The sequence below is a fragment of the Bradyrhizobium roseum genome (genome assembly GCF_030413175.1).
Lineage (GTDB): Bacteria > Pseudomonadota > Alphaproteobacteria > Rhizobiales > Xanthobacteraceae > Bradyrhizobium > Bradyrhizobium roseum.
In genome coordinates this window covers 1,648,942-1,663,249 of sequence record NZ_CP129212.1, presented here as the reverse complement: position 1 = coordinate 1,663,249, position 14,308 = coordinate 1,648,942, and the positions used below count along the sequence as shown (strand labels likewise).

Genomic DNA, 14,308 nt, shown 5'->3' with positions numbered 1-14,308 from the left:
GAGTGGCGAATAGCGAATGCTATTCGCCCTACTTCACCACCCCCGCCTCCCGAAAATACTTCATCACCCCGGGATGGATCAGCGCGGCGTTCGGCGCGGCGGCGACCGTGTTCGCGGCGGTGGTCTCGCAGGCCTGCGGCAGCTTCTTGCACAGCGCGGCTTCCGCGCCATGCAGCGTGCGCGCGAGGCGATAAGCCACGTCGTCCGGCAGACTTTCGCGCACGAGCACAAAGCTCCAGGAGCCGACGGAGTCGATCGCCATGGGCTGGTTCGGATAGCTGTTGGCAGGCACCGTCAGCGGCTTGAGAAAGGTGTGCCTGGCGCGGACGCGCGCGATCTCGCTCGCGTCGGGCGCGATGAACCGGGCGCCGCCCGGCGCCTGCGCCATCGCGGCAAAACCGGGCCAGCCGACGCCGGCGCCCCATAGTGCTGCGGCGCGGCCGTCCTGCACCATCGCAGGGCCATCGCCGGCCCGGTCGAGATAGATCGACTTGAAATCCTCGTCCTGCTTCAGCCCGATGCCGTCAAGCATGTAGCGCGACAGGATTGGCAAACCAGAACCCTTGGCGCCGAACGCCACCGGCTGACCAACCAGATCCCTGATCGTCTTGTATGGACTGTCGGCGCGCACCACGAACATGCCCGGGCTGGAATACATCGCGGTGAGAATTTTGAGCCTGGTCGGCGCCCGCCCGATGCCCATGAAGGCTTCGTAGGACGGCTCGCCGGCCACCAGCGCGATATCGAGCTGATCGGATTCCAGCAGCGGGATGTTTTCGTAGGACCCCTTGGTGTTGCGCGGCTCAATCGAGAACGTTGGATCGGCGGCGTTCATGATCTCCGCAAACGCGTTGCCATACACCGGAAAGCCGCCGCCCGGCGTCGCGGTGCCCAGGCTGATCGTGGTCTTGGCCATCGGCGTTGCTCCCGGAGCCTTGCCCCCATCCTGCGCAGCAGCGGCGCCCGTAAGCAGCAAGACCGCACCGACGATAGGAAGGATTTTCATGCTGGGCCTCGCGAGGTTCCGCCGTCATGCACCATCGACACGGCGGTTGGCCAGCCCATGCGCAGCGAGGTTGTAGGCAATGACGCGCGCTTATGGAAGCATGCCTGCAACGTCATGCCAACCCAAGACCCCACCCAAGACCATCCTCCGATCTACCGGGGGCTTTGCCCGACCCGCTTGCCGATCTGCGCCGCCCTTCCCTCACCGGCGGCGGTCCGGTGGATCGATCCCGGCATTGCGGGATCGCGATCCTCCCTGTAAACGGTGCCGGCACCGTTGCCGGCCGCCCGTTCCGGCCGCTCGCGGCGGGGCCTGTAGCTCAATGGTTAGAGCCGGCCGCTCATAACGGTCTGGTTGCAGGTTCGAGTCCTGCCGGGCCCACCAGCGAGGTCAAAGACTTCCAACCGGCAACACGCAGGCCAAAAAAGCCGCCACCATTATCGCGCGCGTGTATGGCGTGCGACGTCGCGCGTGAAATCCTGGTCACACCATCGGCACGCCGCCCGCGCGGCGCTCGTGACGTGCGTCACATCCTTTCGCCTGGCGATCGAACACCAATGTGGGGAGACAACTAACGCAGAAGTTACAGAAACAGGCTCCGAAAGGCAGCATCACATGAGCGTCCCCGGTGCGACCGATACGGTCAAGAACACAAGCCCTGCCCCCACGAATACCGGCCCGGCTTCGTCCAAACAGGTGAAGGATTTCAAGGACGCGGTCGAGCGTTCGTCGACCTCAAGCACCAGTTCGCAGCAGTCACCGGGTTCGTCGAATTCGAACCCCATCATGCTTGCGGGTCGGCCGCCGATCAATCTCGCCAACCCGACAGGCAAGGGCATTCCGCTGTACCAGTCACAGGGCGCGGGCAACACCAATGCTCAGAAGGCGGCGCCGGCCAGGCCGGGAACGCCGATCGATGTGGCGCAGATGGAGACGCTGAACAGCCGCGTGCAGAGCTTCAACGTCAAGCGCAGCCCGGTCGATCACCAGCAACTGAAGGACGCGCAGCAGCACTTCCAGGCCGCCACCGACGCGCTGAAGGCGGGCGACTACAAGAAGGCCGAGGCCGAACTGAATACACTGGGCTTTCCGTTGCCCAAGGGGGGCGGACAACTCGGCGACGCCGCGAGGACGAGCGCGATCCTGCTCGGCACGCCGGTGCATGGCCGGAAGGACGGCGGCTGGCAGGCGGGCACCATGAGCGAGGCCACGCAGCAGGCCATGAAAGACATGAACGGCTTCGCTGCCAACGCGAAGATGATCAATCGCCTTGCGTCGGCGCCGGGCGGCGTGTCGAACCCGCCGACCGAGGCGCAGGTGACGCAGTACATGCGCGATCTCGCGAACCCGCCGAAGGGCCGGCCGCAGCCAACTTCGCAGCAGGTGATGCAGGCGGCCGGCGACATCACCGGCGGCATGATCATGCACTACAGCGCAGCCGGCCGGCAGGATCCCATCTATGACGGCAATCCCACCCCGCGTGCGTTCTACAAGGATCGCGCCGGCAGGACACACGAGTTCCCGTCGCTGGCCGACGCGAAGACGGCTGCAACAGCCGCACGCGCCCACAGATCGCCGGACGCACCCTCCGGCCGCATCAATCAGATGATCGCGCGTTCGCCCGACCAGTGGAGCGACGTGACGTCGCAAGGCGCGCCGCGTGCGGGCCGCTACATCGGCGACTGTGAAAGCAAGGTGTACATGCAGACGCGTCTGCTGACCTCGGCCGGCTTTACGTCGGTCGGCAGCATCAACGTGCAGAGGCCGGACGGCATCGGCCATATGTTGGGCGTGTTCAAGGCGCCCGACGGAACGACCTGGGTCACGTCAAACGAGGACTTCCGTCAGGTAAGCCCGAGCAATGCCAAGGCGGGCGTGACGCAGGCCGACCTGGACGCGACGGTGCACCAGATGACCGGCGAGGTGTACCACACCCGGGATCTGCGCGCGTACACGTTCTCGTCCGCCGCCACGGCGAACCTGCCGACCACGGGCGATCCGGCGGTCGGCTCGATCCGCCGCTCCTCCGAGATGGGCATGATGCGCCGGACCGAAGTGTTGATCCCACCGCCGCCGCCCCCGCCCGCCCAGAGCCAGGCCGTGCCGGGCAATGGCAGCGGCGGGCCGACGCACCCCTGACGATCGGGAGAGATAGAGATAACGCGCGGCGCCACGCCGCGCGTTACGGTTGCGAACGCGTTCAGCGCGGCGCGATCGCCTCGAGTTGCGGCTTCGCGTCGAGAAAGACGACGAGGCCGTTTTTCATGTAGCCGACCAGGAAGGCGCCGTAGAGCACGAGCACCAGCGAGAACACCAGGTTCTTCACGGTCATCGAGAGGTAGAAGGGCTGCAGCGACGGCGCGGCGCGCGCGATGAGCGCAAACAGAAGGTCGACCAACAGCAGGCAAACCACGACCGGACCGACCAGCATAAGGCCGGTCGATACCATGGTATCGAGCAGACTGAGAAGCAGCCCCCCGGCCTCGCGGCTGAACAGCGGCAGGATGCGGCGAACCGGCCAGATGCCATAGCTGTCGTAGATCGCGCGCAACGTCAGGTCAAAGCAGCCGGAAGCGAAATAGAGCGCGATGACGATCAGCGCCAGCAGTGTGCCCGTGATGGCGGATTGGGACGATCCGAGAGGGTCGCTGAGGGTGGCCGACGAGGACCCGCGTTGCAGGTCGAGGATGTCACCGGCGGCCTCCGCCGCATACAGCGGCACGGCCAGCACGAGGCCCACGATGAGGCCGACGACGACCTCCTTCAGTATCAGAGCGACGACCAGCCCGAGGCTGAGCTTCTCGTTCTCCAGGTGAGCCGCAATCATCGGGATCAGGGGGATCGAGATCACGACGGCAATGGAGTTGCGTACAAAACCGGTCACGCCGAGGCGGTCGAACACCGGGAAGACAATCATCACGGCGAGCATCCGGGCGAGCGCGAACGCAGTCGCAATAATGTAGGGCTCCAACGGCTTGAACGGATCGCCAATCAACTCCATTCCAGCATTCCTGCATCGGTCAGCGCGTCATCATCGGAAAAGCGTCGAAGATCCCAGATGCCTGGCTCGCAACCTGCTGCGACAACACCGGGCCCAGCAGGATCATGAGGACCAGCACGACGACAAGCTTGACGGCCTGCGGCAAGGTCTGGTCCTGGATCTGGGTCAGCGCCTGCAGCAACCCGACCAGCAATCCGATCACGACGGCCGCGATCAGCACCGGCGACGACACGATCAGGATGATCATGAGCGCCTCGTTGACCTTCGCCAGGATGCTATCGTGAGTCATGGACCGTTCTCATTGGGATGTCCTCGATATGCCGCGTCGCGCCTTACCCATAGCTCAGGATGAGACCATGCATGAGGCGTGACCAGCCGTCCACGGCGACGAACAGGAACAGCTTGAGCGGCAGGGATATCAGCGTCGGGGAGACCATCATCATCCCCATGGCCATGAGAATGTTCGAGACGATGATGTCGATGACCAGAAATGGCAGAAAGAGCAGGAAGCCGATCTCGAACGCGCGCGTGAGCTCCGAGCTGACGAAAGACGGCAGCAGAATGATGAAGTCGTCGTCCTTGACATTGGCGCGGGTTTCCGGTGGCCAGATGCGGGCGGTGGCCGAAAGGAAGAACTCGCGCTCGCCGGGTTTCGCGTAGCGCATGAGGTGGGCTTTGACCGGCTCTTTCACCACATTGGCCGATGCCTGCAGCTTTTCGAGCGAACTAAAATCGAGCGGCCGCGCGGAGAGGCGATTGGAGATGTCCTCCGCCAGCGGCAGGCTGACGAAAACGGTGAGAATGAGGGCGATCGAATACAGAACCAAGGTCGGCGGTGTCTGCTGCAAGCCGATGGCGTTGCGGACGATGAACATCACCACCGAGATCTTGAGGAAGGCCGTCATCGTCACAATGATAAACGGCAACAGCCCGAGGGCCGTCATAAAGATGATCAGGCCAACTGTGCTGGGAGCGTCATTCATTGCCGGCGAGACTCACAATTCGTACACCGAGACTGTCCCCGATCTGCACCAACGTGCCGCGACCGAGCCGCCTGCCGTTGGCCATGATGTCGAGCGGCTCGTCGACCGGGCGATTCAGCTGCACCACCCCACCTGGCGCCAGGCGCTGCAGCTCGCCGAGCGAAAGCTCGACGCGGCCGGCTTCGAAGACGAGCCGCACCGGCAGGTCGTCGAGATCAAGATCGTGCTGGCCGGCCGGGCCGGAGAACGCTGTCGGATTGCCCATGCTCCACTCCAAGAAAGTACCACTGACGGCTGTCGCCGCATTGTCCGGCTGACACTGTAGATCGGCGAGCGCGACACCGTCGAGCGCCGGCCGCATGTTGGCATCCGGAGCCATCGGCGGAGCGTGACGGGCATCACTGGACGCCGGTATGGTCCGCTGCGCGAGCACCTTGCCTCAAGCCCAACTCTGTTCTGATGTCGACGCGGCAGCCATGATGGCGCGTTCGTCGAGATCGGCCTCGGCATAGGCTCCCTCGAGCCGCTCCGCTTTACGCCGTTCCTGCTCGGCCAGGCCGTCGAGCTTGGTCACCGCCCGCTGGCAAAGACGGTAGCGCTCGCGAGCGGCGTCACGCGCCTGCTCGGCATCATGCAAAGCGGTTCGCGATTCCTCCTCGACCTGGCGCAATTGCATGGTCATTGCCGCCATGGCGTCGAGATCGGCCTGCAGACTGGTAATCTCCACCATTGAAACGGCCCGGCCGACCAGCGCCCGGCGCTTGTCTTGCTCGTGCGTGCGGGCCTGCGCCAAATGGCCCGCAACTGCATTTCGTGCCGCTTCGATCTGCTGTTCCGCGCGGCGGCAGTCGCCCTCGCACTGGGTCAGCGCATTGAGCGCCGACCGCTCCCGCAAGCGTCGCAGGTCGAGAAGACGGGCGATGGCGCGTGCGTTCGTCATAGCGGCTGCGGCTGGCTGCCGACCTGGGCGACAATCTCGCGCATCCGCCGCCGCGTCTCTTCGATCGCCTCGTGCTGGTGCATCTTCTGGCGAAGGAATCCGTTGATGGCGTCGATCTTGGCGATCGCCTCGTCCGCCAACGGGTCGCTGCCCTTCTGGTACTCGCCGACACGCAGCAGGAGCTCGACGTCGGCGTAGCTTGCCATCAGCTGGCGCATGCGGGCCGCGTCGTCGCGGTGCTGCGGCGGCACTGTCGAGTCCATCAGTCGGCTGCGACTGCGCAACACGTCGATCGCAGGAAAATGGTTGCGGCGACCGAGTTCGCCCGAGAGGACCATATGGCCGTCAAGCAAAGACACCACCTCCTCGGCAACCGGATCAAGAGCGATCTCGCCTTCGACCAGCACCGTGTAGATGCCGGTGATCGACCCGCCGCCACCATCCAGGCCGGCGCGCTCGACGAGACGCGGAAGTGCGGCGAACAGCGACGGCGGGAAGCCGCGCCGCGTCGGCGGTTCACCGGCCGCCAGCCCGATCTCGCGCTGGGCGCGCGCAAAGCGGGTGAGGCTGTCCATGAGCAGCAACACCTGCTTGCCCTCATCGCGGAAATGCTCTGCGATCGCTGTCGCCGCATAGGCAGCCTTGACGCGCTCCATGGCCGGGCTGTCCGACGTCGCGACCACGACGACCGCGCGTTTGCGCCCCTCCGGTCCAAGCTGATCTTCGAGGAACTCCCGTACCTCACGTCCGCGCTCGCCGATAAGCGCGACCACGACCACATCCGCGTCGGTGCCGCGGACGATGTCGGCCAGCAGGGTGGACTTGCCGCCGCCGGCTTCACCGAAAATTCCGACGCGCTGCCCGCGTGCACAGGTGATGAGCCCATCGATGGCGCGGATGCCGAGCTGAATGGGATCGCGGATGATGCCCCGGGCGAGCGGCGCCGGTGGTGCTCCGGTGACCGGACGGGTCGCGATGTCAGTCGGAAGAGGTTCACCGTCGATTGAATCGCCCAGCGCATTGATCACGCGACCAAGCAGGCGGTCTCCCACCGGGGCCAACAACTCGGTGCCGGTGGGAATCACCTCGGTCATGCTCGACAGCCCGAACAGGTCGCCGATCGGGGTCAGCACGGCGACGTCGTCAAGGATTCCGATCACCTCGGCCATGACCCGTCGGCCGGTTTCCGGGTCGACCAGATGGCAGAGTTCGCCGATGCGCGCCCCGCTCGCGGTGGCATGGATGATGACGCCGAGCAGGCGGCGGACACGCCCTTTGCGCGACCGTGGCGCGCTGTCGCGTATCTTCTCATACAGGCTGGGCAGAACGGAGGTAAGGCGGTCGTCGATGCTGAAGCGCTCGGCGGTCATCGCATCCCGCCTCGTCAAACCGCGCCGATCGCGGCGGCGATGGCGGACAGTTGCGTCTGGACACTGGCGTCGATGACGGCAAGATCACTGGCGATGATACATGCGGTCCGGTCGAAAGACGGGTTGCCCTCGATCGTCACTTCGATGCGTCCGCTGAGGCCGAGGCGGGCGAATTCCCTGGAGACGCTGTCGACGACGTCAGGGTGAACCGTGACCGTCAGACCTTTCTCACGACGCAAATCGGTGATGGCGTGTGCGGCAGCGGCGGCGACAAGGTCGCGGGTGTCAAAATTGCCGAGGACACGGTTGACGACGCTCATGGCGAGCTTGGCAACTTGCGGCTCGATCGACTGAAGATAACGGTCCACCTTCAGGGTCGTCTCGGTAATGAGCCTGGTCGCCTCCGCCTTGCCGTCCTCGTAGCCCCTGGCACGCTCGGCCTCGTAGAGACGGGAGGCGGTTTCCTCCGCTTCCGTCTTTTGTTCGGCGATCTGCTTCTCGGCATGGCTCAGGAATTCGAAGGCGTCCTGCCAGGCTTTCACATCCCTGGCATTCAGAACCGAGCCCTTCGTCGGACCATCCGCCGGCTGCTGTCGATTCAAGGATACCGAGTTCACTCTGTCTATCATGGCGTTCAACCTCAGCCGGCCGCTCGGCGGATGATCGCGGGGCCGAGCTCATCGAAGGGACGGTTCACGGCATCGTCGAGCGCCGGATTTGGCGCGAGCTTGAGGCCGACGCGCAGACCGACACCGGGGCTCTGCCCCCTGCACCATGCGCCAAGGCAGCGCAGGCCATCCTGCATCACGCGCGCACTGAGCTGATCGTAGGGGGTGAGCGGCTGCATCGGGCCGGAAAGATCGCGATTGGCAAGCGCGACGACGCAGAGCGTCTCGCCCAGCGCGGCATCGAACGCCGCCGCATCCGCGGCCCGAACGGTATTGGCGATGCTGTTCGCCCAATAGATCGCTCCGGCGCGGCGCGCCAGCTCCGCCAGCTGTTCCGACGAGGCAAGCGCGATCGAACGGTCAATGTCGCCGACGTCCTCGGCCGCAACCGTACGCCCCAGCCGGTAGCGCGAATGGACGAGACGCGACAGCCGCTCCTCGAGGCGGCGTGAGGTCTTGAGCCGCGCGCACAATTCGGAATCCACCATTCCGTCGAAACACATGGCGAGCCGCGACGGCTCGATGTAGAGGGCCGGCCGCGTGACGAACGCATCCCAGCCGGCATCGACTCCGGTGCTTTCGGGCGCCGTGCTCACGACGCTTTCACCACGTTCGACGAACCAGGCTTCACCGCGTTAGGCGAAGGCGCGCTCAAGACATTCGACGGGACCGGGCGCGGCGCACTCAATGCATAGACGCGTCCGCGCTGACGAAAGAAGACGAAGGCGAGCGCGCCTGCCAGCAGGACGACCAGCGCGACGAGGCCAAAGAACATCCACATCGCCTGCGCCAGGTTGTCGCGCTGCATCCACACGCCGAAAAACGAGACCATTTCGAGGTCCTGGCCTTGACTTGCCTTCTGCGCGTCGACCGGTACGAGGACAACCGATACCTTGTCGTAGGACAGGCCGGCGACGCCGTTGGCCACCAGCATCTTCACCTGGGGCACCAGATTGCCGACCGGCATGTTGCTGCGATGGCGGATGAAGACCGACGCCGACGACGGCACGAGTTGCTGGCGCAGTGGGTCGTTTTCCGGCAGCACGAGGTGAACCCGGGCGGACAGGACGCCGTCGATTTCCGAAACGGTGCGTGAAAGCTCCTGGCTCAGCGCGAAAATCATCTGCGCGCGCTCCTGCATCGGCGAGGAGACGAGGCCATCCTTCTTGAACACCTGCCCCATGTTCTGGAACTCCTGCTTGGGGAGACCAGCTTCCTTGAGGATGGCGATCGATTCGGCGAAGCGGCCCTTGTCGACCACGACCGTGTACTGACCGCCCTTGACCGGCACGCGCTGCGCGGCGATCCCGCGCTGCTGCAGGGCCGCGATCATCTCGTTGGCCTGGCGCTGATCGAGATTGTTGTAGAGCTCCGCCTCGCAAGCCGAGAGCAGCAACGCGACAAGCAATACCAGGGCCCGCTGTACCCAGCGTGGCAATGAAGAACGGAGCAAGACGGCGCTCACGGAATTTCCCCCCGTCACTGCCCCTTGAGCAGGCTCATCACGTTCTTGGTTACCGAACTGGTCGCATGAGCCACCACCTGGGTCCACATGCGCTGGATCGCGGAATCCACGAGGTCGTTGGTCATCTTGTCGGCCATGGCCGGCAGGCGGCCTCTCATCTCCAGGCCGGGGCCGGGACCAAGCGATCCCGATGCCGGTCCCGGAGGCAGACCGCCGGGGCTAAACTGATTGAAGGCGCCCAACTGACCGACCGGACCAGACTGGCCGAGCGGACTGAATTGCGTGAGGGAGTTAGGTCTGCTGAGCGAACCAAGCGTGTCGAGCGTGGCGATCTCCGTCTTGGCCTCGGCGGCAGCTGCCCTCTGCTTGGCTCTCGTGGCCTTGTTCGACGTATCGGTTTGATGCGCCTTCTCAATGAACTCGCGCAGCTTCCCGAGCATCTCCCCGCTCGAAGCCACGGAATTGGCTGCTGCCTCCGGCAGGTGTCCGTTGGCGGCGTCCACGCGGGCCTTGGCGAAAAAGTCGACAAGCCCCTGCTCGCTGGTCGCGCCAGCGCCTTGGGCTGCCTGCGGCGAAGCGTTCGGCGGCGAAGAGGCGACCGGGGCTTGGGCGGTAATGGCCACACTCATGACTTAAGTCCTTTCAGCTGACTGTATCGTACTGACAGCCAAATATGACACGACTAAATCCGCCCTTCTGTGATGCGCCGCACATTTATGTCCGTTGCCGCAACCGGCGAGCGGCCTCCCGCATTCTGGCAAATTACGGCGAAAGACGAGCGAGTCTCAGCGTACCATTGGCCCATCTGTTCGTCCATGAGCGCCTAGAATGGGATGCCTGAAGCCTTCGAGTTCGCCTGCTAAAGGGGCGAATGTCCCGTCGTCAGAGACACGTTGAATTCGTCTCTCAGGACGCCAAAATGGCGGCCGCATGCCGAACCATCGGCATGCGTCCGCCATGTCAGATCACGTGAGTAAAGCGGATCAGCCCTGCTGCGTGAGCTGCTGCATGATCTGCTGAAACATCTGCGCCGGATCATTCTTGCCGCCACCCTCGGAGCACTGGCCGCTTTCGCCACCCTGCTGCGGTTTCATCTGCTCAACCGCCTTCATGACCTGGTTGATCATGCCCATCGGGCCTCCGCCGCCCATCAAACCCATTATGCCGCCTAACATCGTTCGTCTCCTGGTTTAAGAGTTACAAGATCTGGGAAAAAATTCCCCTTGCACTGAGGCTTGGGGGCCGTGTTGCTGTCTTTCCAGCGAAAGTTCGTGCCTTGATCGGGCGCTGCTATCGGCGGCTCATGGCCTCGCTATCAGGCCCGATCCAGGACAGAATCTCCGCGTCGTGACACCGGTGCTTCGACCGTCAGTACCAGGACCGCCGGCTCGCCTCGCCCAGCTCTTCGAAGCCGCCGGCAAAGTCGCCGCGCGCGAAATCCTGCATGGCGTCCTTCCGATCTTCAGCCGCCAAGGCGAGGCGTGTACCGGCGTAACCGAGGTCGGGGCCGGGACCGTTAGCGAGCCGGCTCATACCTTCGGAGATTTCCTCCATGCCGCCGGCGATGTCGCCGCGCCTGAAATTCTCCGCTGCGTCCTTGAAATCTTCCTGCGCCAGGCGCTGGTTTATGCCTTGGCCAGTGTGGCCATTGTTGTGGCAGTGACCATGGTGGTGATGGTGGTGGTTATGATGATTGAACAAATTGTTGAGGAGACCTCCGACGAAGCCTCCCGCAAGAAGACCTGGGAACATGAGCCATTCTCCATTGTCGCCAGGGATGCCCGCGCCCGCCTCATGCCGACGCTCAGGTGCCTGCTGACGGTTTGATTAAGACAGAAGCCAATCCGTCCTTCCGTGATCTGCAGCACGTCCGCCGCCGAGACCACAAAATGCTGTTTTTCTCGACGAAACGGCGTGCCACCGAAGCTGCGATTACGTTTGACGATATGAATTTATCGGCTTTGGCTGCACATGATCGCGCGGCATGCCGACTGCGGTCACGCTTGACGGCGGCGAAGCCTGCGACGCAGAAATCTCAGTCTCAACGAGCGGCGTCCGATCGACGTGATGCCGCATGTTGCAGCTTTGCGATTGACGGCCGAACAACCCGACACAGCGGCCATGCCGTCAGCCCGCGCATTCGCAGGCGGATCGAATCAAGACAGTCGCGCAGAAAAGGCCGGCTGGCCGCAGCAGAATTGTCGAAGCAGCGGAATGCGTCGTTGTTAGCCGCTCGAGCCGCGAAATACCCGCACCCTGGTATCCTCTCCCTGAGGTATCTGCCGAGCCATTGCGATGAGCGTCTGGCGCACGAGCACGATATAGGGCGGCGGGCCTGATACCGAAATGACGCCAGATCCCGGCGTCGTCCGAATCGGGTAGCGTGGATCGGCGATGCCGAGCCTGGTGAGCTTGGACACCACATCCGTCGGCAGGATCCGGCCGAGATCGATCACTTCCGTTCGCAGTTCGCTTGCTGAATTGACGTGCAGCACGGAGCCGTCGAAATACCAGACCAGGCCGTGGCTTGACGTGAGCCGCTTGAAGAAATCCTCGGCCGATCCGGCCCCCAGATCGCCGCGCAGCTTGCCCTTGACCTCGTCACTGACCTTGACCGGAACGTTGACGTTGCGGCCGAACTCGATCAGGGCGTCCTTCAGCTCTTGCTCGATGACGACATACTTGTAGGGGCCTGGCGGCCATTTTGGATCCAGTGCCTCGGCGGCCCGCGGCATTCCGACAAGGATTGCCGCCGCCAGGAGGACAGCAGAGACGATCTTCAGAGGCATGGTTCGTCTCCCGAGTGCACCCGGCCGACTGGGTCGCGAGCAGCGAAATGGTGCACATTGAAATGCAATAAAATTGTACCACGGCGAATTTGGCTTGATCAATCGCACTTTTGGAGCTGCGCGCCGGACCTGCGTCACAGACCGCCAAATTGCCAGCCTGCTTTTTTCAACCGGCGGCCAATGACGCAATGCCACGGCCGCTCGTGCGACCGTCATGTGCCGTTTGCGCATTTGCTGATTTCTGTTGCGACAGCCGCCGATCGACCGGGCCGCCCGGCATCGCCGCTCACCAAATCCGTTTTTCCGGTGGCGACGGGCCTGTGTGACGTGGCTCACTTTTTTCCGATTTCAACGGGGCTACGTTGCGAATGTCTAGCCCGCAATGTGAGGCTGACGTGCACGGCAAACCCGAACCCGAAGGAGAATGATCATGGCATCCGTCGATCTTAAAGGCGCCGGCGAAGCGCTGACGCAGCGAACGCAGCAGAAAGAGCTGGAGAACAAGATGAAGGAGCAAGAGAACCACGAACAGATGCAGGCGCTGAAGACGTTCAAAGCGGTGCTGGACGAGGCCAAGGGGCTCTGAGCCGATTGAGCTGGCCGGCGAAACACCGGCCAAGAATCGGCAGAGCCAAGATCGGCAGAGCCAAGGTACGCGCGGCTGTGGTGAGCCGGTTCAACCGGCGCGAACATCGGCTTGTCACCGGCTTGTTGGACGGCGGCGAGTTGGTGTTCGCGCCGGTTGCGTTTTGCAGGTCCGGCGATCACGCCAGCATCGCCATCCAGCAGCGCACCCATTGCCGTCAGATGGCAGCATTCCGGGATCACAATGGTGACGGCAGCCTTGATCGCAGGGTGACGTCGATCACAAGTGAGCCGGAGCGACGCTGTAGCGTTCCGACTTGGAAAGACGACACCCGGCGCCCTTGAACAGGTCTTGACCACGAGCGCCGCGATGCCAGTATCGCGCCCGCGCGGGGCAGATCGACGGCAGACACCAGCATGGCTGACGAATCAGAAGAGAAAAACCTTCCGGCATCGCCAAAGAAGCTCGCTGACGCACGCCGCAAGGGACAGACCTCCAACAGCAAGGACCTGGTGTCGGGCTTCACGATGCTCGCCGCCACGCTCTATCTGCTGTACCAGTGGCCGATGATGCGCGATCGCCTGGTGGAGCTCATCGACCTTGTTTCCAAATCCACCGAGCGGCCGTTCGCCGAAACCTGGCCGCGCGCGGTGTACGGCACCATCGATGTGCTGGTCATGACCACCGTGCCGCTCCTTGCCGTGGTCTTCGCCGTCGCCGTGGTGATGGGAATGGCGGCGACGGGCGGCCCGTTATTTTCGTTTGAGACCGTGAAACTGCAATTCGACCACATCAGTCCGATGAAAGGCGCGAAACGCATTTTCTCGTCACGAAACGTGGTCGAGTTCGCCAAGAGTCTCGTCAAGGTCGTCGTGGTGACCGCCGCCTTCTGGACCGTCCTGCGCGGCTACATCCCACCGCTGTTCCAGACCCCTTCCTGCGGCGAAGGCTGCCTTGGCCAGATGGTGATTTCCACCTTGCAGCCGCTCGCCGTGACCGCCGTGATCGCCTTTGTCGTCATCGGCATACTCGACATGCCGTTGCAGCGTCATCTCTTTCTAAAAGAAATGCGTATGAGCCTGACCGAGAGGAAGAAGGAGATGAAGGAGCTCGAAGGCAATCCGCTGATCAAAGCCGAGCGCCGCCGCCTCCAGTTCATGTTCGCGGCAAAGAAGGTGCGCAAAGGCGTGCGCCATGCCGCGGTTGTCGTCGCACACGAAGATCGTGCGGTTGGGCTGCTGTACCACCGCGAAGAAGAGCCGGTGCCGCTGATCTGCAGCAAGGCTCGCGGCCAGGCTGGCGATGATATGGTCGCCGAAGCGAGACGCCTCGGAATCCCGGTTGTCGAGGATGCGTCCTTGGTCGAGCTGCTCATACCCCATACGGTTGGCGACAGGATTCCGGCGGGTGCCTTCACGGATGTCGCCCGCCTCCTGGTCCGCTTCGGAATCTGACGCGCTCCACGCCCGACGGAACGGGTCGCAGGCTTTTCAGTTGAAA

General features: G+C 63.6%; 17 protein-coding genes, 1 tRNA gene and 1 pseudogene. 6 read left to right on the top strand and 13 right to left on the bottom strand.

Going from position 1 to position 14,308, the window contains the following annotated elements; all coding sequences use genetic code 11:
* Positions 1-28: 28 nt before the first annotated feature.
* Complete coding sequence (locus QUH67_RS07830; RefSeq protein ID WP_300946107.1) at positions 29-1,006, bottom strand: TAXI family TRAP transporter solute-binding subunit; 978 nt, start codon at positions 1,004-1,006, stop codon at positions 29-31.
* 308 nt (positions 1,007-1,314) lie between these two features.
* Here QUH67_RS07830 and QUH67_RS07825 point away from each other — a divergent pair.
* Both QUH67_RS07825 and QUH67_RS07820 read left to right on the top strand, forming a co-directional pair.
* A tRNA-Ile gene (locus QUH67_RS07825) sits at positions 1,315-1,390 on the top strand.
* 312 nt (positions 1,391-1,702) lie between these two features.
* Positions 1,703-3,145, top strand: a complete 1,443-nt coding sequence (locus QUH67_RS07820) for a hypothetical protein (RefSeq protein WP_300946106.1) — start codon at positions 1,703-1,705, stop codon at positions 3,143-3,145.
* 61 nt (positions 3,146-3,206) lie between these two features.
* Here the strand turns inward: QUH67_RS07820 and sctT are convergent, their stop codons facing one another.
* The 11 genes from sctT to QUH67_RS07765 form a co-directional block, all read right to left on the bottom strand.
* Positions 3,207-4,007 carry a type III secretion system export apparatus subunit SctT gene (sctT, locus tag QUH67_RS07815; protein WP_300946105.1) on the bottom strand — a complete coding sequence of 267 codons (801 nt, stop codon included), beginning with the start codon at positions 4,005-4,007 and terminating at the stop codon, positions 3,207-3,209.
* Between the two features lie 19 nt (positions 4,008-4,026).
* The gene (locus tag QUH67_RS07810) at positions 4,027-4,296 is read right to left on the bottom strand and encodes an EscS/YscS/HrcS family type III secretion system export apparatus protein (RefSeq protein ID WP_300946104.1); all 270 of its coding nucleotides are present in this window, start codon (positions 4,294-4,296) and stop codon (positions 4,027-4,029) included.
* 43 nt (positions 4,297-4,339) lie between these two features.
* Positions 4,340-4,990, bottom strand: coding sequence for a type III secretion system export apparatus subunit SctR (gene sctR / locus QUH67_RS07805; RefSeq protein WP_300946103.1), 651 nt, complete (start codon positions 4,988-4,990; stop codon positions 4,340-4,342).
* The gene (locus tag QUH67_RS07800) at positions 4,983-5,351 is read right to left on the bottom strand and encodes a FliM/FliN family flagellar motor switch protein (RefSeq protein ID WP_300946102.1); all 369 of its coding nucleotides are present in this window, start codon (positions 5,349-5,351) and stop codon (positions 4,983-4,985) included. The genes sctR and QUH67_RS07800 overlap by 8 nt, the downstream gene beginning before the upstream one ends.
* A 78-nt stretch (positions 5,352-5,429) precedes the next feature.
* On the bottom strand, positions 5,430-5,930 hold the full coding sequence (locus tag QUH67_RS07795; RefSeq protein WP_300946101.1) for a hypothetical protein: 501 nt from the start codon (positions 5,928-5,930) through the stop codon (positions 5,430-5,432).
* On the bottom strand, positions 5,927-7,300 hold the full coding sequence (locus tag QUH67_RS07790) for a FliI/YscN family ATPase (protein ID WP_300946100.1): 1,374 nt from the start codon (positions 7,298-7,300) through the stop codon (positions 5,927-5,929). Before QUH67_RS07790 ends, QUH67_RS07795 begins: the two co-directional genes overlap by 4 nt.
* A 14-nt stretch (positions 7,301-7,314) precedes the next feature.
* Positions 7,315-7,917 carry a FliH/SctL family protein gene (locus QUH67_RS07785; protein ID WP_300946099.1) on the bottom strand — a complete coding sequence of 201 codons (603 nt, stop codon included), beginning with the start codon at positions 7,915-7,917 and terminating at the stop codon, positions 7,315-7,317.
* Between the two features lie 23 nt (positions 7,918-7,940).
* Positions 7,941-8,564, bottom strand: a complete 624-nt coding sequence (locus QUH67_RS07780; protein WP_300946098.1) for a hypothetical protein — start codon at positions 8,562-8,564, stop codon at positions 7,941-7,943.
* The gene (gene sctJ / locus QUH67_RS07775) at positions 8,561-9,520 is read right to left on the bottom strand and encodes a type III secretion system inner membrane ring lipoprotein SctJ (protein ID WP_300946097.1); all 960 of its coding nucleotides are present in this window, start codon (positions 9,518-9,520) and stop codon (positions 8,561-8,563) included. The genes QUH67_RS07780 and sctJ overlap by 4 nt, the downstream gene beginning before the upstream one ends.
* Entirely contained in the window at positions 9,448-10,062 is a 615-nt protein-coding gene (locus QUH67_RS07770) for a hypothetical protein (RefSeq protein WP_300946096.1), read from the bottom strand. The genes sctJ and QUH67_RS07770 overlap by 73 nt, the downstream gene beginning before the upstream one ends.
* A gap of 354 nt (positions 10,063-10,416) precedes the next feature.
* Positions 10,417-10,566, bottom strand: a complete 150-nt coding sequence (locus QUH67_RS07765; protein ID WP_300946095.1) for a hypothetical protein — start codon at positions 10,564-10,566, stop codon at positions 10,417-10,419.
* A gap of 214 nt (positions 10,567-10,780) precedes the next feature.
* On the opposite strand from QUH67_RS07765, the gene QUH67_RS07760 reads away from it, so the two are divergent.
* On the top strand, positions 10,781-11,260 hold the full coding sequence (locus tag QUH67_RS07760) for a hypothetical protein (protein WP_300946094.1): 480 nt from the start codon (positions 10,781-10,783) through the stop codon (positions 11,258-11,260).
* Between the two features lie 160 nt (positions 11,261-11,420).
* Positions 11,421-11,589: pseudogene (locus tag QUH67_RS07755) on the top strand (IS5/IS1182 family transposase); the annotation flags it as partial.
* A 69-nt stretch (positions 11,590-11,658) separates the two neighbouring features.
* Here the strand turns inward: QUH67_RS07755 and QUH67_RS07750 are convergent.
* On the bottom strand, positions 11,659-12,222 hold the full coding sequence (locus tag QUH67_RS07750) for a type III secretion protein (protein ID WP_300946093.1): 564 nt from the start codon (positions 12,220-12,222) through the stop codon (positions 11,659-11,661).
* 430 nt (positions 12,223-12,652) lie between these two features.
* On the opposite strand from QUH67_RS07750, the gene QUH67_RS07745 reads away from it, so the two are divergent.
* Positions 12,653-12,808, top strand: a complete 156-nt coding sequence (locus QUH67_RS07745) for a hypothetical protein (protein WP_300946092.1) — start codon at positions 12,653-12,655, stop codon at positions 12,806-12,808.
* A 416-nt stretch (positions 12,809-13,224) separates the two neighbouring features.
* The gene (locus tag QUH67_RS07740; RefSeq protein WP_300946091.1) at positions 13,225-14,262 is read left to right on the top strand and encodes an EscU/YscU/HrcU family type III secretion system export apparatus switch protein; all 1,038 of its coding nucleotides are present in this window, start codon (positions 13,225-13,227) and stop codon (positions 14,260-14,262) included.
* The last annotated feature ends 46 nt before the right edge of the window (positions 14,263-14,308 follow it).